At 70.3% G+C, this 18,768-nt stretch carries 15 protein-coding genes; 9 read left to right on the top strand and 6 right to left on the bottom strand.

Going from position 1 to position 18,768, the window contains the following annotated elements; all coding sequences use genetic code 11:
• Positions 1-346: 346 nt before the first annotated feature.
• The 5 genes from O7625_RS02785 (at position 347) to O7625_RS02765 (ending at position 6,096) form a co-directional block, all read left to right on the top strand.
• A complete protein-coding gene (locus O7625_RS02785; RefSeq protein ID WP_067309765.1) occupies positions 347-1,990 on the top strand; it encodes an ABC transporter substrate-binding protein in 1,644 nt (547 codons plus the stop codon).
• 149 nt (positions 1,991-2,139) lie between these two features.
• On the top strand, positions 2,140-3,066 hold the full coding sequence (locus O7625_RS02780) for an ABC transporter permease (protein WP_067309768.1): 927 nt from the start codon (positions 2,140-2,142) through the stop codon (positions 3,064-3,066).
• The gene (locus O7625_RS02775) at positions 3,059-4,036 is read left to right on the top strand and encodes an ABC transporter permease (protein ID WP_067309771.1); all 978 of its coding nucleotides are present in this window, start codon (positions 3,059-3,061) and stop codon (positions 4,034-4,036) included. The genes O7625_RS02780 and O7625_RS02775 overlap by 8 nt, the downstream gene beginning before the upstream one ends.
• Before the next feature lie 19 nt (positions 4,037-4,055).
• The gene (locus O7625_RS02770; RefSeq protein ID WP_067309779.1) at positions 4,056-5,090 is read left to right on the top strand and encodes an ABC transporter ATP-binding protein; all 1,035 of its coding nucleotides are present in this window, start codon (positions 4,056-4,058) and stop codon (positions 5,088-5,090) included.
• Positions 5,083-6,096, top strand: a complete 1,014-nt coding sequence (locus O7625_RS02765) for a dipeptide ABC transporter ATP-binding protein (RefSeq protein WP_089004152.1) — start codon at positions 5,083-5,085, stop codon at positions 6,094-6,096. Before O7625_RS02770 ends, O7625_RS02765 begins: the two co-directional genes overlap by 8 nt.
• 68 nt (positions 6,097-6,164) lie before the next feature.
• On the opposite strand, the gene O7625_RS02760 is transcribed toward O7625_RS02765, so the two are convergent.
• The 3 genes from O7625_RS02760 to O7625_RS02750 all read right to left on the bottom strand — a co-directional run bounded on the left by O7625_RS02760 (position 6,165) and on the right by O7625_RS02750 (position 10,462).
• Positions 6,165-6,476 carry a chorismate mutase gene (locus tag O7625_RS02760; protein ID WP_231932857.1) on the bottom strand — a complete coding sequence of 104 codons (312 nt, stop codon included), beginning with the start codon at positions 6,474-6,476 and terminating at the stop codon, positions 6,165-6,167.
• Positions 6,477-6,892: 416 nt separating this feature from the next.
• Complete coding sequence (locus O7625_RS02755) at positions 6,893-8,743, bottom strand: bifunctional metallophosphatase/5'-nucleotidase (protein ID WP_282344098.1); 1,851 nt, start codon at positions 8,741-8,743, stop codon at positions 6,893-6,895.
• Between the two features lie 105 nt (positions 8,744-8,848).
• Positions 8,849-10,462, bottom strand: coding sequence for an FAD-dependent monooxygenase (locus O7625_RS02750; RefSeq protein ID WP_282344097.1), 1,614 nt, complete (start codon positions 10,460-10,462; stop codon positions 8,849-8,851).
• Between the two features lie 178 nt (positions 10,463-10,640).
• Here O7625_RS02750 and pcrA point away from each other — a divergent pair, with 178 nt between their 5' ends.
• Positions 10,641-13,079 carry a DNA helicase PcrA gene (gene pcrA, locus O7625_RS02745; protein WP_282344095.1) on the top strand — a complete coding sequence of 813 codons (2,439 nt, stop codon included), beginning with the start codon at positions 10,641-10,643 and terminating at the stop codon, positions 13,077-13,079.
• Between the two features lie 53 nt (positions 13,080-13,132).
• Here pcrA and O7625_RS02740 read toward each other — a convergent pair whose 3' ends face one another.
• The gene (locus O7625_RS02740; RefSeq protein ID WP_282346787.1) at positions 13,133-13,906 is read right to left on the bottom strand and encodes a peptidoglycan DD-metalloendopeptidase family protein; all 774 of its coding nucleotides are present in this window, start codon (positions 13,904-13,906) and stop codon (positions 13,133-13,135) included.
• A gap of 355 nt (positions 13,907-14,261) precedes the next feature.
• Positions 14,262-14,978: a M23 family metallopeptidase gene (locus O7625_RS02735; protein WP_067312395.1), complete on the bottom strand. Its 717-nt coding sequence runs from the start codon at positions 14,976-14,978 to the stop codon at positions 14,262-14,264.
• A gap of 386 nt (positions 14,979-15,364) precedes the next feature.
• Between O7625_RS02735 and O7625_RS02730 the strand changes: the two genes are divergently transcribed.
• The 3 genes from O7625_RS02730 to sucD all read left to right on the top strand — a co-directional run bounded on the left by O7625_RS02730 (position 15,365) and on the right by sucD (position 18,330).
• Positions 15,365-15,769, top strand: a complete 405-nt coding sequence (locus O7625_RS02730; RefSeq protein ID WP_067312423.1) for a cobalamin B12-binding domain-containing protein — start codon at positions 15,365-15,367, stop codon at positions 15,767-15,769.
• Between the two features lie 492 nt (positions 15,770-16,261).
• Positions 16,262-17,440, top strand: coding sequence for an ADP-forming succinate--CoA ligase subunit beta (gene sucC, locus O7625_RS02725; protein WP_067312399.1), 1,179 nt, complete (start codon positions 16,262-16,264; stop codon positions 17,438-17,440).
• Between the two features lie 2 nt (positions 17,441-17,442).
• On the top strand, positions 17,443-18,330 hold the full coding sequence (gene sucD, locus O7625_RS02720) for a succinate--CoA ligase subunit alpha (protein ID WP_282344092.1): 888 nt from the start codon (positions 17,443-17,445) through the stop codon (positions 18,328-18,330).
• Between the two features lie 157 nt (positions 18,331-18,487).
• Here the strand turns inward: sucD and O7625_RS02715 are convergent, their stop codons facing one another.
• Positions 18,488-18,751 carry a hypothetical protein gene (locus O7625_RS02715; RefSeq protein ID WP_067312405.1) on the bottom strand — a complete coding sequence of 88 codons (264 nt, stop codon included), beginning with the start codon at positions 18,749-18,751 and terminating at the stop codon, positions 18,488-18,490.
• Positions 18,752-18,768: the final 17 nt, after the last annotated feature.

The raw sequence follows: 18,768 nt of genomic DNA, 5'->3' as shown, positions 1-18,768 counted from the left end.
CTCATGATCTTTTCTCAAGTATCGGCAACGCGGCACCCGATTAACGGCTTGATAACGGCACCTTCACGTCATGGGCCGGTTGGTGTCACAGTTGCAGCACCTCACCCTTGAAGCGAGGCGCCCCGCACGTCCCGCCTGCCACGCTGCCGTACCCGCGCGTGGTCGTCGGTCCTGCGCGGCGTCGCGTGTGAGAGGTGGGGTGGCCCGGCGGATCGGCCCCCCTGGGGTGTCCCGATTTCTCTGCGGTAAACCGGTGACCTGCGACAACGGGGTCGTCGGCGGCGTCACCCCCCATACGTGCGTGAAACCCACGACGGAACTGGTTAGAAAGAGGAGGCCCCTCGGAATGAGAGTCTCGAAGCGGGCAACCGGCGTCATCGCGGCCGGCATGGCCGCCGCGCTGGTCGCCAGCGGTTGCTCCAGCAGTGAGGGCGGCGGTGAGAGCGACTCCGGCGCGACCGCCGACGGTTCGATCACCATCCACGGCGTCCAGCCCGAGAACCCGCTGGTTCCGGCGAACACCACCGAGACCGGTGGCGGCAAGATCATCGACGACCTGTGGACCGGCCTGGTCGAGTACCCGAACGACGGTGGGGCTCCGCGTAACGCGCTGGCCGAGTCGATCGAGACCAAGGACTCCAAGGTCTTCACCATCAAGATCAAGAAGGGTACCAAGTTCCACGACGGTACCGAGGTGAAGGCGGAGAGCTTCGTCAAGGCCTGGAACTGGGCCGCCTACTCCCCGAACGGTGCGGCGAACGGCAGCTTCTTCGCCGACATCGCGGGCTACGACCAGGTGACCGCGGTGGACCCGGACGACGACGGCCCGAAGAAGGCCCCGGAGCCGGCCGCCAAGGAGATGTCCGGCCTCAAGGTCGTCGACGACCAGACCTTCGAGGTCACCCTGTCCGCCCCGACCGCGGTCTTCCCGACCAAGCTCGGCTACAGCGCGTTCATGCCGCTGCCGGACGTGTTCTTCACCCAGAAGCCCGAGGAGTTCGGCAAGAAGCCGATCGCCAACGGCCCGGTGAAGTTCGTGTCCTGGGAGGACAACGTCTCGATCAAGCTGACGCGGTTCGACGACTACAACCTGCGCGACAAGGTCAAGGTCAAGGACGTCAACGTCAAGCTGTACCAGGACGAGAACGCCGCCTACGCGGACCTGCTCTCGGGCAACCTGGACTTCCTGGAGTCGATCCCCACCTCGGCGCTGGCCGGCGAGAAGTACAAGGCCGACCTGGGTGCGCGGGCGCTGAACACGGTCACCCCGACGACCGCGTTCATCGCGTTCCCGATCTACGACAAGCGCTTCCAGGACCCGAAGCTGCGTCGTGCCGTCTCGCTGGCGATCAACCGGCAGGACATCTCGGACAAGATCTTCTTCGGCACCCGCAAGCCGGCCGACAGCTGGGCCAACCCGCTCACCCCGGGTGCCCCGGCCGGTAACTGCTCCTCCTGCAAGTTCGACCCGACGCAGGCGAAGCAGCTGCTGACCGAGGCCGGTGGCTTCACCGGCGAGATGGTCTTCTACTACAACGCCGACTCCAGCCACAAGGACTGGATGGAGGCCGTTGCCCAGCAGGTCAAGACCAACCTGGGTATCGAGGCACGGGCCGAGGGTGTCCCCACCTTCGCGGTGTTCCGTCAGAACATCAACGCCCACAGCATGAAGGGCCCGTACCGCGCTGCCTGGCAGCAGGACTACCCGGACATCGAGAACTGGGTGAACCCGCTCTTCGTCAAGGGTGGCTCCTCCAACGACGGCCTCTACAGCAACCCCGAGGTCGACGCCGGCGCCAAGGCCGCCAGCGGCGCACCGAGCCTGGAGGCCTCGCACCAGCAGTTCGCCGAGGTGCTCAAGAAGGTCGACGCTGACGTCCCGACCATCCCGATCTACTTCTACGGCCAGCAGTCCGGCCACTCGGAGAAGATCAAGAAGATGGAGCCGAACAACGTCGGTGAGCTGGACCTCTCCTCGGTCGAGCTCTGATCGATCCGCGCTGACCCCGGGTCGGGCCCGCCACATCCGGCGGGCCCGGCTCGGGGCAGTTCCGCGAGCAGGGTGTCACCACATCCGCCTCGCACGTCGTCGCCACCGTGTCGGCCGTCCGACGCGCCCCCTGTCTGGAGGACCACCCCATGGGCCGCTATCTCTTGAGACGGCTGCTCCAACTCGTGCCGGTGTTCATCGGCACCACATTCATGATCTACGCACTCGTCTGGGCCGTGCCGGGCGACCCTTTCGCGGGCAAGTGCGGTGAGCGGAAGTGTCCGCAGGCCTACGTCGACTTCATGACGGAGAAGTACAGCCTCGACGAGAACGTGTTCGTCCAGTACGCGATCTACATGCAGAACCTCCTCAAGGGCGACTTCGGGCAGACGTACAGCGGCCAGTCGATCAACGACATCATCGCGACGGCGTACCCCAACACGATGAAGCTGGCCCTGGTCGCGCTGGTCATCGAGGCGGTCATCGGCCTCACCGCCGGCGTGCTGACCGGTCTGCGTCGCAACGGCTTCCTGGACAACCTGGTGCTGGTCTCCACGCTGTTCCTGATCGCACTGCCGGTCTTCGTGGTCGGTTTCGTGCTCCAGTGGCTCTTCGGCGTGCAGTGGGGCCTCGTCAAGCCGACCGTCTCCAGCGAGATGCTGCTCTCCGAACTGATCATCCCCGGCTTCGTGCTGGGTAGCGCGTCGACGGCGTACATCGCCCGGGTGGCGCGGACGAGCATCGCCGAGAACCGGCGGGCCGACTACGTGCGTACCGCGATCGCCAAGGGTCTGCCGATGCGCCGGGTGGTCGGGGTGCACCTGCTGCGCAACTCGCTGATCCCGGTGGTCACCCTGCTCGGCACCGACCTCGGTGCGCTGATGGGCGGTGCGATCGTCACCGAGGGCATCTTCGGCATCAACGGGATCGGCCGGCAGGTCTACCGGTCGATCGTCACCAAGGAGAGCGCTACCGTTGTCTCCATCGTGGTGGTGCTGGTGCTGGTCTACCTGCTGATGAACCTGCTGGTCGACCTGCTCTACGCCGCCCTGGACCCGAGGATCCGCTATGAGTGACCCCTCTACCGCCTCGATCGTCAGCACCCCCCGTGCCGAACAGCCCGGCCAGATCGGCGCCCCCGCGGACGCCGGCCTGCCGGAGAGCGCCCGCAAGGAGAAGCCCCGCGGTCTGCTCGGCGACGCCTGGCGTGACCTGCGCCGCAAGCCGCTGTTCTGGATCTCGGCCTTCTTCATCCTGTTGTTCATCGCGATGGCGGCCGTCCCGTCGCTGTTCAGCTCCGGCGACGCGGTGAACGGCACCCTCGACAACAGCCTGGGCAAGCCCTCCTCGACGGCCTGGTTCGGCTACGACGTGCAGGGCCGCGACGTCTACGCCCGGGTCATCTACGGCGCCCGCGCCTCCGTCGTGGTGGCGCTGCTGTCCGTGGCCGGCACGCTGCTCTTCGGTGGCCTGATGGGGGTCGTCTCCGGCTACCGCGGCGGCTGGGTGGACGCGCTGCTCTCCCGGATCGCCGACGTCTTCTTCGGCCTGCCGTTCGTACTCGGTGCGATCGTCATCCTGACCACGTTCAACGGGTCCGGGACGAGCAACAGCAAGTGGCAGATCATGGGCCTGGTGATCGCCTCGCTGGTGCTGCTGAGCTGGCCGGTCGTGATGCGACTGATGCGCTCCTCGGTGCTGTCCACCAAGGAGGCCGACTACATCATGGCGGCCCGCGCGCTGGGTGCGGGGACGGGCCGGATCATCCTCAAGCACCTGCTGCCGAACTGTCTGGCTCCGCTGCTGGTGTACGGGACGATCATGGTCGGCTCCTTCATCGGCGCCGAGGCGACGCTCTCCTTCCTGGGTGTCGGCCTGAAGAGCCCGGTGGTGTCCTGGGGCATCATGATCAGTGAGGCGCAGAACTACATCCGCGTCGCGCCCTACCTGCTCTTCTTCCCCGCCGCGTTCCTCGTCACCGCCGTGCTGAGCTTCGTCATGCTCGGTGAGGCCGTCCGCGAGGCCCTCGACCCGAAGCTCCGATAGGGGAACTGAGTTGTCCGAGATTCTCGTTTCCGAGCAGTCCGCGCCGGGCGCCGACGGACCCGGTCGCCCCTCGGGCCGACTGCTCGAGGTCGACGACCTGCGGGTGGAGTTCCGCACCCGGGACGGCGTCGCCAAGGTCATCAACGGGGTCACGTACCACGTCGACGCGGGGGAAACCCTCGCCGTGCTCGGCGAGTCCGGCTCCGGCAAGAGCGTCACCGCGCAGACCGTCATGGGCATCCTGGACATGCCGCCCGGCTTCGTCACCGGTGGTCAGGTCCGCTTCCACGGCAAGGACATGCTCACCATGTCCGCCGAGGAACGCCGCCGCATCCGCGGCGAGGGCATCGCGATGATCTTCCAGGACTCGCTCTCCGCGTTGAACCCGGTCTTCACCGTCGGTTTCCAGATCGCCGAGCAGTTCCGGGTACGGCGCGGGATGAGCCGCTCGGACGCCAAGAAGCGGGCGATCGAGATGCTCGACCAGGTCAAGATCCCGAATGCCAAGGGCCGGTTCAGCAACTTCCCGCACCAGTTCTCCGGCGGTATGCGGCAGCGCGCGATGATCGCCATGTCGCTGGCGCTGGACCCGGAGGTGCTGATCGCGGACGAGCCGACCACCGCGCTGGACGTGACCGTGCAGGCCCAGATCATGGACCTGCTCGGCGAACTCCAGCGGGAGCGCCGGATGGGCATGGTCCTGATCACCCACGACCTCGGCGTGGTGGCCGACGTCGCGGACCGGATCGCGGTCATGTACGCCGGCCGGATCGTCGAGGAAGCCGACGTCTACGACCTGTACGCCAAGCCTGCGCACCCGTACACCCACGGCCTGCTCAACTCGATCCCCCGGCTCGACGAGAAGGGCCAGCAGCTCCGGACCATCAAGGGCCTGCCGCCGAACCTGATGAACATCCCGCCGGGCTGCCCGTTCAACCCGCGTTGCCCGATGGCGCAGCCGGTGTGCCGGGAGAAGCTCCCCCCGCTGCTGCAGATCCGCCCCGGCCGGGCCAGCGCCTGCCACTTCGCCGAGGAGCTGGTGAACCGTGACTGATCCCATCATCGAAGTCCGTGACCTGGTCAAGCACTACCCGGTCACCCGGGGCATCGTGCTCAAGAAGACCATCGGCCAGGTCAAGGCGGTCGACGGCGTCTCGTTCGAGCTGAAGGCCGGCGAGACGCTGGGCGTGGTCGGCGAGTCGGGCTGCGGCAAGTCGACGCTGAGCCGGGTCCTGATGAACCTGGAGAAGCCGACCTCCGGCAGCGTGTACTACAAGGGTCAGGACATCTCCAAGCTCTCCGGTGGCGCGCTGCGGCGGCTGCGCCGGCAGATCCAGCTGGTGATGCAGGACCCGTACACCTCGTTGAACCCGCGGATGACGGTCGGTGACCTGATCGGGGAGCCGTTCGAGATCCACCCGGAGGTGGCGCCGAAGGGCAGCCGCCGGGACAAGGTCCGGGAACTGCTCGACCTGGTGGGCCTCAACCCGGAGCACATCCACCGGTACCCGCACCAGTTCTCCGGTGGCCAGCGGCAGCGCATCGGCATCGCCCGCGCGCTCGCCCTGCGTCCCGAGGTGATTGTCTGCGACGAGCCGGTCTCCGCCCTGGACGTCTCGATCCAGGCCCAGGTGATGAACCTGCTGGAGCAGCTCCAGAACGAGTTGGGCCTGTCCTACGTCTTCATCGCGCACGACCTGTCGGTGGTCCGGCACCTCTCCGACCGGGTCGCGGTGATGTACCTCGGCAAGATCGTGGAGATCGGCACCGAGGACGAGATCTACGAGCGGCCGACCCACCCGTACACCCAGGCGCTGCTGTCGGCGGTGCCGGTGCCGGACCCGACGCTGCGGGACAACAAGGCGATCATCCGGCTCACCGGTGACGTGCCGTCGCCGATCAGTCCGCCCTCGGGCTGCCGGTTCCGCACCCGGTGCTGGAAGGCGCAGGACCTCTGTGCCGAGCAGCCGCCGCTGCTGGAGATCCGCTCCGGCTCGGACCACCCGAGCGCCTGCCACTTCGCCGAGAAGCGCGAGATCGTCGCCACCCACGAGGCATGAGACACCCGGGCCGCCTGCCACCGTCAGCCCGATGGTGGCAGGCGGTTCGTCATGCCCCGTCCGGGGGGCTACAGCGGTCCGCGTCCGGCCCGCAGCAGCAGCAGCGCGAGCTGGGTGCCGTCGGCCCCCAGTTCGCTGCGGAAGCGCTCCAGGATCTCCCGTTCCCGGGAGAGCACCAGCCGGGTGCCCCCGGAGGCCATCCGGGTCACCCCGACCTCCTGGGAGAGCGCCGCACGCTCCTGCCAGAGCGCGATGAGCGTACGGTCGATCTCGTCGATCCGTTGCCGGATCGCCACGATCCGTTCGGCCGCCGCCGTGTCACCGGTACCGGTGCGGGCCGCGACGTCGCCCGGATCGGCACCCGCCGGGCCGGCGCCGATCGGGCCGACGTCACCTGGGCCGGCGTCTCCCGGGCCGGTGCCGATCAGGTCGGCGTCTCCCGGGTCGGTGCCGATCGGGTCGGCCGGAGCCGGGTCGTCGTGCCGCGCGGGGACACCGCTGGACTCCACCACGTCAGTCATCATCGTCGTACCCCTCGGGTCTCGGGCCCGGTGTTCGGATCCCGGGACGAAAAAGCCCCGGGCTCTCCGAGCCCGGGGCTTTCGTAGGTCCTGTCGATCAGGCGCGACCCACGGCAGCCGGACTCCCGGTGCCGTAGTAAAAGTAGGAACGCCGATCGGACACGCCGTCGAGTATGCCGACCGGTGGCCGTTGCGCGCAAGCACATCCCGGCCACCGGTGGGAGGGATCCCTGGTCGGCGCGTACGCGCGATGACCAGGGATCCCTCCCGTCCGGTCAGCCGAGGCGGGTGATGCGGTCGGCCGCGGTGGGGGCCACCGGCTCCCCGGCGGCCAGGTACGCCACCAGGGCGTCCACGTCGAAGCCGGGCGCTGTGGTCCGGCCCGCGCCGCCCGCCAGCTCGGAGAACCCGTCTCCGCCGTTGGCGAGGAAGTCGTTCGTGGTGACCCGGTAGCTGCCCGCCGGGTCGACCGGGGTGCCGTTGAGGGCCAGCGCGCTGACCCGGGAGCCGGCCGGGGCGGTGCTGTCGTACGAGTAGGTCAGCCCCGCCGACGGCTGGAGGATGCGCTGGGTGGTCTGCCCGTTGAAGCCGACGAACTGCTGCTCCAGCACGTTCTTGAGCTGAGTACCGGTGAACGTCTGGGTGACCACCAGGTTGTTGAACGGCTGCACGGTGAACGCCTCGCCGTAGGTCACCTCACCCGGTGCCTCGCCACCGATCGACGCCCCGTACGACAGGGAGGCCCGGACGCCGCCGGGGTTCATCAGCGCGAGCTGCGCCCCGTCGCCCTTCGTGTACGCCAGCTGCGCGTCGGCGATCACGTCGCCCATCGGGCTCTCCCCGTTGGGCCGGGCGTCCCGGACGATGTCCGCGCTGATCTTCCCGACCACCCGGTTGGCGATCGGGGCGACCGCCGTGCGGTACTTGTCGGCCAGCGTCTTCGCGCCCGGGTCGACCAGGGCCGGGTTCTTGGCGAACACGCCCCCGGTCTGCTGCCAGGTGCCGTCGGCGTTGCGCACGCCGTTCTCCACGACCACGTTCTTCGCGGTGATGCCGGTGAACCGGCCGGTACGCCGGTCCAGCGAGTAGTCGATGTCGGTGACCAGCTGGCCGTTGTTGCCGGCGCTGGTGACCACGCTCGGCTTGCCCGAGGAGTTCGGCAGCGAGCAGGAGTAGAAGCGGTGGGTGTGCCCGGAGACCACCACGCCGAACTCCGGCCGCAGGCCCTTGACGATGTCGACGATCGGGCCGGAGAAGTTGGCGCAGTCGGAGACCCCCGGGGTGGTCGGCGGCGCGGACTGGGTGCCGCCCTCGTGCACCAGCAGGACCATCGCCTTGACCCCGAAGAGCTTGAGCACGGCGCCCCACTTGTTGGCGGTCTGCACCTCGTCGGCGAAGGTGACGTCCTTGATGCCGGCCGGGTTGACGATGCCCGGGGTGCCCTCCAGGGTGACCCCGACGAAACCGACCGGCACGCCGCCGACGAACTTCACGTCGATCGGGGGCAGGATCGGCAGCTTGGTCTTCTTGTTGATGGTGTTGGCGGCGAGGTAGGTGAACTTCGCCCCGGCGAAGCCGTCGCCGTCCTGGCAGCCGTCGACCGGGTGGCAGCCGCCCTTGTTGATCCGGAGCAGCTCCTTGACGCCCTCGTCGAACTCGTGGTTGCCGACCGAGCTGACGTCCAGGCCGATCTGGTCCATCAGCTCGATGGTGGGTTCGTCGTGGAACGCGGCGCTGACCAGCGGGGAGGCCCCGATCAGGTCACCGGCGCCGACGGTGGTGGTGACCCGGCCCTCGGCCTTGGCCTCGGCGCGCAGCTTCTTGAGCCAGGTGGCGAGGTACTCCACCCCACCGGCCGGGGTGCCGTTGACGGTGGCGCCACTTCCACCGGGCGGGTCGATCGCCCCGTGGAAGTCGTTGTAGCTGAGGAACTGGCCCTTGACCTCGCCACCGGTCGTGGTGGCGTACGAGACGGCGACCGGGGCGAGACCGGCCCCGGACGCGGCGTCGGCCGGCGGCGTGGTGGTGCGGCCGGTGCTGGGCAGGCTGGCCACGACAGCCAGGGCGAGGGCCGGCGCGGCGAGGTGACGCAGCACGGCCCGACCGCGCGAGCGCGGTTGACTCATGGTTGTTCTCCCAAGTCGTCTTCGGGGGAGCAGATGGGGATTTCCCGCGTCATCGTCGCGCCTCGGGGACGAAGATGCCAGTGGGGCCACCGTGACAGCTTCGTCTCAGTCCGGGTCGGTGCCGTCGTCGGGCGGCGGCGGTGGCGCTCCGGCCGGTGGGCGGTGTCCCCGCGGGTCACCGAACCAGGTTTCCACCGCGCCGAGCAGATCGTCGTCACCGTCCGGGCCGCGCGCCCACGCGACGTAGCCGTCCGGTCGGACGAGCAGGGCGTCGGCGGGTGGCGCCGGTGCGTGGCCGGCGACGAATGCGATGCGGTCGCGCCACGGTTCGGTCAGTTCGGCGAGGCCACCGACGCCGGTGAGGTCGACCAGCAGCGGCCGGCCCGGCCGCAGGAGCTCGGCCAGCCGGGTGTCGCGGGAGCCGATCCGGAGCGCGAGGTCGGGAGCGAACCGTCCGGTCAGCGCATGGGGGGTGCCGGGGTGTATCCGGTAGCGGACGTCCGAGCCGGCCAGCAGGTCGGCGAGTTGTCCGGTGACGACGGGGTTGTCCAGCAGTTCGGCGACGACCTGACGCAGGGCGGTGACCGCCGATCCGGGAGCCATGAGCGCCAACTGGGCCCGGGTCTGCATGGTGACCCGCTCGGCGGCGGGACGGCGCTCGGCCTGGTAGCTGTCGAGCAATCCGGATGGCGCCCAACCGTGCACCTGCGCGGCGAGTTTCCAGCCGAGGTTGGCCGCGTCCTGGAGCCCGAGGTTGAGGCCGGGTGCACCGACTGCGGGATGCACGTGGGCGGCATCTCCGGCGAGGAACACCCGGTCGCGCCGGTACTGGTCCGCGACCCGGGCGTTGGCGGCGTACCTGCGGCGCAGTAGGTGCGGCCCCGGGGTGGCCGGCGCAGCGAGGGGCAGGTCCCGGCCGAGGACCCGGTGCAGGCTGGCGCGTACCTCCTCGATGCTGACCGGGATGTCGTCGGTGGCCGGGGGACCGTCCCACTCGATCACCGAGACCATCGACACGCCGGGTCCGTGCGGCACCACGACGTAGGCACCGCGCTCGGTGCGGTGCCAGGCGTACATGCCGATCCGGTCACCGTCGGGCAGCACGATCGCGGCGGTGGCGGTGTCGATCGACGAACCCGGCACGGTGACGTGCGCGGCGCGTGAGACGACGCTCGGATCGATGGAACCGGAGAACGGCACACCGATCCTGTGGCGTACCTCGCTGCGGGCGCCGTCGCATCCGACGAGATACCTGGCGCGTACCTGGTAACCGCCGTCGGGTCCCTGCACCTGCACGGTCACCGCGGTGTCGTCCTGGTGCAGCTCCCGCAGCCGGTGCCCGCGTCGGACATCCACCCCGAGATCGCGCGCCCACTGTTCCAGTGACGATTCGAGGCGTTCCTGAGGGATCTGCAGGCCGTACAGGGGGTTCTCGGCGATCCCGGACAGTCTCAACGGCAGCGCGCCGAACAGGAACGCCGCGGCCGGTTGCGGCCGGTCGCCACGGCCACCGAGCGACCGGTACAACCCTCGGTGGTCGAGGAACCGGACCACCTGGCCGATCAGGGCGTTGGCCCGGTAGGCGGTGCTGCGCTCGGGCAACTGTTCGAGCACCACCGGCTGGACACCGGCGAGCACCAGTTCGGCGGCGAGCAGCAACCCGACCGGGCCGCCGCCGACGATCAGCACATCGACGTTCTCCTGGACATCGGCAAGCATGCCGGGAACCTAGCGACGACCGGGCCGGCCGGTCGCCGCAACCCCTGATGATCCACGACGACGCCGGTGGGATAATGGGCAGGACACCGGGTCTGCGGTGAACCGGGTGGCGGGCTCGACGACCTTCCGGGTGTGCGTGGCGGGAAGTGTCCGGCCCACGGCATAGACTCGCCGGGCGATGCATCCTCTCTTCGACATCCCCGCGTCCCCCGCCGAGCCCGAGCCCGCGTCGGTCCCGCCGCGCCGCCCCGGTCCGGCCCGCCGTCTCGACCCGCAGGAACTGGTGGAGGGCCTGAACAGCCCGCAGCGGGACGCGGTCACCCATGCCGGCTCGCCGCTGCTGATCGTGGCCGGGGCCGGCTCCGGCAAGACCCGGGTGCTCACCCACCGGATCGCCTACCTGCTCGCCGCGCGGGACGTCCACCCCGGCGAGATCATCGCGATCACCTTCACCAACAAGGCCGCCGGTGAGATGAAGGAGCGGGTGGCCCACCTGGTCGGGCCGCGCGCCCGGCTGATGTGGGTGTCGACGTTCCACTCCGCCTGTGTCCGCATCCTGCGGGCCGAGCACGAGCACGCCGGCCTCAAGTCGACCTTCTCCATCTACGACGCCGACGACTCCCGCCGGTTGATGCAGCTGGTCACCCGGGAGCTGGATCTCGACCCGAAGCGCTACCCGGCCCGGGGGCTGGCCGCCCAGGTGTCCAACCTCAAGAACGAGCTGGTCGATCCGGAGGAGTTCGCCGGCCGGGCCAAGGGGCCCAACGAGCGGGCGCTGGCCGAGGCGTACACCCTCTACCAGCGGCGGCTGCGCGAGTCGCACGCGTTGGACTTCGACGACCTGATCATGACGACGGTGCACCTGCTCCAGTCGCACCCCCACGTCGCGGAGAGCTACCGTCGCCGGTTCCGGCACGTCCTGGTCGACGAGTACCAGGACACCAACCACGCGCAGTACACCCTGATCAAGGAGCTGGTCGCCGGCACCGAGGGGATCGCGCCGGCCGAGCTGTGCGTGGTCGGCGACGCCGACCAGTCGATCTACGCGTTCCGGGGCGCCACGATCCGCAACATCCTGGAGTTCGAGCGGGACTTCACCGACGCCCGGACGATCCTGCTGGAGCAGAACTACCGTTCCACCCAGACCATCCTCAACGCGGCCAACGCGGTGATCGACCGGAACACCTCCCGCAAGCCCAAGCGGCTGTGGAGCGACGCCGGGGCGGGCGAGCAGATCGTCGGCTACGTCGCCGACACCGAGCACGCCGAGGCCGACTGGGTGGGCCGGGAGGTCGACCGGCTGGTCGACGCGGGGGAGACCCGCCCCGGTGACGTGGCCGTCTTCTACCGCACCAACGCCCAGTCCCGGGTCTTCGAGGAGGTGTTCATCCGGGTCGGCCTGCCCTACAAGGTGGTCGGCGGGGTGCGCTTCTACGAGCGCAAGGAGGTCCGGGACGCGCTGGCCTACCTGCGCGCGGTGGTCAACGAGGACGACACGGTCAGCCTCCGCCGGGTGCTGAACACCCCCCGCCGGGGCATCGGCGACCGGGCCGAGGCGTGCGTCGAGGCGCTCTCCGGCCGGGACCGGATCTCCTTCGGCGCGGCGCTGCGCCGGGCACGGGAGGCGCCGGGCATCTCCACCCGGGCCGCCAACTCCATCGGCGAGTTCGTCGCGCTGCTCGACGGTGCCCGCGAGCTGGCCGAGGAGGGCACCCCGGAGGAGGTGCTGGAGGCGCTGCTGACCCGTTCGGGCTACCTGACCGAGCTGGAGGAGAGCCTCGACCCGCAGGACGCCGGCCGGGTCGACAACCTCCAGGAGCTGGTCAGCGTCGCCCGGGAGTACACCGAGCGGATCGAGGCGCTGGGTGCCGACGACGAGCGGGCCACCCTGGCCGGCTTCCTGGAGCAGGTGGCGCTGGTCGCCGACGCCGACCAGATCCCGGTCCAACCGGGCTCGTCACCTGACGGCGCCGAGGCGGACGACGCCGTGCCCCACCAGGGCGTGGTCACCCTGATGACCCTGCACACCGCCAAGGGGCTGGAGTTCCCGGTGGTCTTCCTGACCGGCCTGGAGGACGGTGTCTTCCCGCACCTGCGTTCGCTGGGCGACACCCGGGAGCTGGAGGAGGAGCGCCGGCTGGCGTACGTGGGGATCACCCGGGCCCGGCAGCGGCTCTACCTCTCCCGGGCGGTGACCCGTTCGGCCTGGGGGCAGCCGTCCTACAACCCGCCGTCCCGGTTCCTGGAGGAGCTGCCGCCGGAGCTGGTCCGCTGGGAGCGCACCGAGGGCACGTACACCTCGTGGGCCGGTGGAGGCGGTGGCGTCGGCGGCCGGGCGGACCGTGCGCCCGGCGGGCGCGGCGGTTTCACCGGGGGTACGCCGAGAGCCGCCGAACTGGCGAAGCGACTCGGGGTGGACGCCAGCCGGCTGGCCACCGCCAGCGAGCTGCCACAGGGGCCGAAGGTGTCGGCCGGCGACCGGGTCAACCACCAGCGCTACGGGCTGGGCCGGGTGCTCGCGGTGGAGGGGCACGGACCGAGCGCCCGGGCGCAGATCGACTTCGGCGACCAGACCATGTGGCTGGTGCTGCGGCACGCCCCGCTCGACAAGCTCTGAGCGGTCGGCCCCGCCCCCGACCGGGGCGGGGCCGACCACCTCGGCGGGCCGGCTCAGCAGGCCACGTCGATGCCCCGGGCGCGCAGGAACGGCGCCGGGTCAATCTGGTTCCACATCTGCCCCTGGTGCACCTCGAAGTGCAGGTGCGGGCCGGTGGAGTCGCCGGTGGAGCCCTCGTAGCCGATCACCTCGCCGACGCCGACGCGGTCCCCGACGGCGACCTTCACGCTGCTCTGGTGGGCGTAGTGGGTCAGGTAGCCGTTGCCGTGGTCGAGGAAGACCGAGATGCCGTAGCCGTCCCCCGCGTCACCGGCCTTGACCACGGTGCCCGCCGCGGCGGCGTGGATCGGCGTGCCGGCCGGCATGGCGAAGTCGATGCCGGCGTGCAGCGCGCCGCCCCGTTGCCCGTAGCAGGAGGTGATCGCGGCACCGGCCATCGGGATCACCCAGGACGGCTTCGGCTTAGGCGTGGTCGCCTGCCTGGCGGTGACCTTCGGCTTCGTGGTGACCTTCGGCTTCGCGGTGACCTTCGGCTTCGCGACGGCCTTCCGGGTCGCCGTGGCCGTCGGGGTGGGGCTGGCGGTGGTGGGGGTCGGCCCGGCGGTGGGGCTGGCCGGGGCGGCCGACTCGCGGGCGGACCGGTCGGCGCGGGCGGCGGCCTCGGCCCGCTCCCGGGCGTCGAGCGCGACGGCCGCCGGTTCGGGGGTGCCGTCCCGGTCGAGGGTGGTGACCGTGGCGACCCCGGCCAGGCCGAGGCCGACCAGTGCGGCGACGCCGACGGCCAGGGTGCGTACGCCCCGCGGGTGACGCCGTCGGTGCCGGACCACGGCGGCCGAGATCCGGGCTCCGGGGCCGGTGCGGGTGGGCTTCTGGTCGCGGGTGGTGCCGTCGTCCGGGCGGTTGTTGTCTTCCTGCACGGTGGACCTTCAACTACTCAGGGGGTTTCGGACCCGGACCATCCTGGGTGTCGAAGTGCGCCGGGCCGGGTAGGGGTACCAACTGGTAACCCGGGTGCCGCGGCGGCCTGCCCGGCTATGTCCCGCCCGGGTGGCGTCTGACCTGTTGCACGGTAGGACCCTGACGTGCCCTCGGTCACACCGCGGCGTGTGACGCAGCAGACTTGGCCACAAACAGAACCGCCCGGATCCGCAGATCCGGGCGGTGAACAGGCGTTACCGAGCGTCAGGAGGCGGCTGCTTCGGTGTAGTACGCCTCGACTTGCAGCTTGATGTCCACTCCGCGCTCCTGGAGCCACGGCACCGGGTCGAGGGGCTGCCCCTTGACATGGACCTCCAGGTGCAGGTGGGCGCCGTACGAGTGACCGGTGTTGCCGACCAGGCCGAGCTGGTCACCGGCCTTGACCTGCTGGCCCTCGTGCACGCTCACCGCCGAGGAGTGCCCGTAGATGGCCTCGCTGCCGTCGGCGTGCTGCACGATCACCGCGTTGCCGTAGCCGCCGAACCAGCCGGCCTTGGTGACCGTGCCGGCGTGGATGGCCACGTACGGGGTGCCCTCCGGGGCGACCAGGTCGATGCCGGTGTGCAGCTTGCCCCACCGCACGCCGTACGGGGAGTTGAAGTCGTAGCCCTGCATGGGCAGCAGCCACGGGTCCTGCGCGGTGGTGCCCGCCTCGGCGCCCCGGGCGTCGCTCCGGGTGGCCCGGTCGGCGGCGTCGGCCCGCGCGGCGGCGTCCTGGCTGGTGATCGAGGCCTGTCGGAGCTCGTCGAGCACCGAGGGGCTGACGCTCTTGGCGTCCGGCATCGCCCCCGCGCCGAGCGCGACGATGCCGGCACCGACGAACGCGCTGGTGACGACCGCCGCGTAGCGGCTCCGTGGCGGGGTGGGTACACGGCGACGGCCGCGATATCTATCGGGCTCAGACGACAGGCGCTGGCGCACGCACACCCTCCGTTGTCGGGGATCCGATGCGATCTCCGTCCGTTCGGTGTTGCCGGTCGAACGGTCGGCGGTCGCGTCATCACCCGTCCGTGGACCTGATGACAACCGTGGACACGTTAGCCCTCCGCCGCTTCGGTCACAAGCGGCAGCGCCGGGGCGTCGATGCAAAATGTCCGCTTCCGTGCTGCATTGTCATAGCCCGAGGCACCGGACGGCCGTCCCTCTTCCTGCCCGTTCGTCGCGCACTGTGACCGTTCGGCGGAGGCGTCCGGCTTCCGGTCGACGCGCCCGGACGGTAGGCGTCCCGGCCCAGCTCCGGTGCCCCCGTGGGGTGGGTTACCGTTCGTTCAGCTGGTAGCCGCGAAGCCGGGAAAGGTGTGCGCCTGATGAGCTCTCGCATTCGGGTAGTCGTCGCGAAGCCGGGCCTCGACGGGCACGACCGGGGCGCCAAGGTGGTGGCCCGGGCGCTGCGCGACGCCGGCATGGAGGTCATCTACACCGGGCTGCACCAGACCCCGGAGCAGATCGTCGAGACCGCCATCCAGGAGGACGCCGACGCGGTCGGCCTCTCCGTGCTCTCCGGCGCACACATGACGCTCTTCCGCCGGGTGCTGGAACTGCTCGCCGAGCGCGACGCGCGGGACATCGTCGTCTTCGGTGGCGGCATCATCCCCGACGCCGACATTCCCGAGCTGGTGGAGCTCGGCGTCGCGAAGATCTTCACCCCGGGCGCCACCACCCAGGCGATCGTCGAGTGGGTCCGGGCCAACGTGGCGCAGCCGGTCTCCTGACGAACCCGGGTGTCCGGGTCGTACCGGAGGGCTTCCGGGTCGTACCGGACCGGTGGGGTGCGTGCGGGTGTCGCCGGGTGGTCGGCCGACTACGGCGCGGTGGCGATTCCGGGCAGGGTGAAGGGCCGGACGCACCCCTCACACGCCCGGCCCTTCTATGCACGATGCCCCGCCGCCACCCCTCGACCGACAGGGCATCGGCCGCTCCCGTCTTCGCGCTGATCAGCGCTCCGACATCAGACTCAACGACGCCCGTACGGTGGGGTTACGCATCACACGGGACAACCTGTGGACGGTTCTGTGCCGTCGGCGAGTCGCCCACGGCGCGCTGTGCATTACCGCACACCGCGCACCCGCTCGGTTGCCGCCGGTGCCCACCTCGCTAGGCTGCGGCCAATGGCCTGTTTCAACTGATGACAGGCGTCAACGGAGTTTCACAACGCTGGCGGCGGCGCGACGGCGCGCCGCGGAGACGGGACGGGACGCGCAATCGTGGACCTGTACGAGTACCAGGGGCGGGACCTGTTCGAGCGGCACGGCTTGCCCGTGCTCGCCGGCGGCGTCGCCACGACCCCGGAGGAGGCCCGCGCGATCGCCGAACGCCTCGGCGGTCGGGTGGTCGTCAAGGCGCAGGTGAAGGTCGGTGGCCGAGGCAAGGCCGGCGGCGTCAAGCTGGCCGAGGGCGCCGACGAGACGGTGGCCAGGGCCACCGACATCCTCGGCATGGACATCAAGGGTCACACCGTCCACAAGGTCATGATCACGGTGACCGCGGACGTGGCCGAGGAGTACTACTTCTCCTACCTGCTCGACCGGGCGAACCGCACCTTCCTCTGCATCGCCAGCGTGGCCGGCGGCATGGACATCGAGCAGGTCGCCGCCGAGACCCCCGACAAGGTGGTCAAGGCCCCGATCGACGCGGTCGAGGGCGTCGACGAGGCGAAGGCCCGGGAGATCGTCGACGCGGCCGGTTTCCCGGCCGAGGTCGCCGACCAGGTGGTGTCGGTCGCGGTGGGGCTGTGGAAGGCGTTCGTCGCCGAGGACGCCACCCTGGTCGAGGTGAACCCGTTGGCCAAGACGGGTGACGGCACGCTGCTGCTGCTCGACGCCAAGATCACCCTGGACGAGAACGCCGGCTTCCGGCACCCGGACCACGAGGCCCTGGTCGACCAGGCCGCGGTGGACCCGCTGGAGCAGGCCGCCAAGGAGAAGGACCTCAACTACGTCAAGCTCGACGGCGAGGTCGGCATCATCGGCAACGGCGCGGGTCTGGTCATGTCCACCCTCGACGTGGTGGCCTACGCGGGCGAGCGGCACGGCAACGTCAAGCCGGCCAACTTCCTCGACATCGGCGGCGGCGCGAGCGCCGCGGTGATGGCCAACGGCCTGGAGATCGTGCTCTCCGACCCGTCGGTGCGCAGCGTCTTCGTCAACGTCTTCGGCGGCATCACCGCCTGCGACGAGGTCGCCAACGGCATCATCCAGGCGCTGGCCCTGTTGGAGGAGCGCGGCGAGAAGGTCACCAAGCCGCTCGTGGTCCGGCTCGACGGCAACAACGCGGAGGCCGGTCGGGCGATCCTCGACGGCGCCGAGAACCCGCTCGTGCAGCGGGTCGACACCATGGACGGCGCGGCCGAGCGGGCCGCCGAGCTGGCAGCTGCGGGGGTCTGACGATGGCGATCTGGCTGACCAAGGAGTCCAAGGTCATCGTGCAGGGGATGACCGGCTCCGAGGGTTCCAAGCACACCCGGCGGATGCTCGCCGCCGGCACCTCGGTCGTCGGCGGGGTGAACCCGCGCAAGGCCGGCACCACCGTCGACTTCGACGGCACCGAGCTGCCGGTGTTCGCCTCCGTGGCGGACGCGATGCGGGAGACCGGGGCGGACGTCACGGTGATCTTCGTACCGCCGCAGTTCACCAAGGGGGCGGTGGTCGAGGCGATCGACGCCGGCATCCCGCTCGCCGTGGTGATCACCGAGGGCGTGCCGGTGCACGACACCGCCTCGTTCTGGGCGTACAACGTGGCCAAGGGTGAGCAGACCCGGATCATCGGGCCGAACTGCCCCGGCATCGCCTCGCCGGGCGCCGCCAACGCGGGCATCATCCCGGCCGACATCACCGGCTCCGGCCGGATCGGCCTGGTCAGCAAGAGCGGCACGCTGACCTACCAGATGATGTACGAGCTGCGCGACATCGGCTTCTCCACCTGCGTCGGCATCGGCGGTGACCCGATCATCGGGACCACCCACATCGACGCCCTCGCCGCGTTCGAGGCCGACCCGGACACCGACGCGATCGTGATGATCGGCGAGATCGGCGGCGACGCCGAGGAGCGGGCCGCCGACTTCATCAAGGACAACGTCACCAAGCCGGTGGTCGGCTACATCGCCGGCTTCACCGCGCCCCCCGGCAAGACCATGGGGCACGCCGGCGCGATCATCTCCGGTTCGGCGGGCACCGCCGAGGCCAAGCAGCAGGCGCTGGAGGCGGTCGGCGTCAAGGTCGGCAAGACCCCGACCGAGACCGCCAGGCTGATGCGGGAGCTGATGTCCGGCCGCTGAGCCGCCGACCACACCGCCCGGCCGAACCGGCCACCCCGACCGGCCGGGCGGCCCGACGGTGACCGGGCTGTCCGCCCGGCCGGGGTCGGGCACACCACCGAGGCCGGTCCGGGACCGGGGCGCACCATCGAGGGGGCCGACCGTCGACGGTCGGCCCTCAGTCGTTCCAGAGCGGGTACGTCCCGCTGGCCCGCCAGATCGCCGTACCGATGATGTTGATCACGCCGAACGCGATGGCCAGGTAGCCGAGGACCGGCGACTGGCCGTACCGCTTGGCGTCCCGGATCGACAGGTAGCCGAAGATGATGCCCAGGATGCCGCAGCAGATCAGGCCGAGGACGATGCCGAGCACCCCCCAGAGCGTGGTGCGGTCCCGCCCGGCCGCAGCCGGCGGCGGGGGAGGTGGGTACGAGGCGTTCACGGCTTCCTCCGGGCGAT

Origin of the sequence: Micromonospora sp. WMMD714, from assembly GCF_029581315.1 — a bacterium.
Lineage (GTDB): Bacteria > Actinomycetota > Actinomycetes > Mycobacteriales > Micromonosporaceae > Micromonospora > Micromonospora rifamycinica.
The sequence above is the reverse complement of the archived record's forward strand: the minus strand, read 5'-3'. Positions and strand labels throughout refer to the sequence as shown.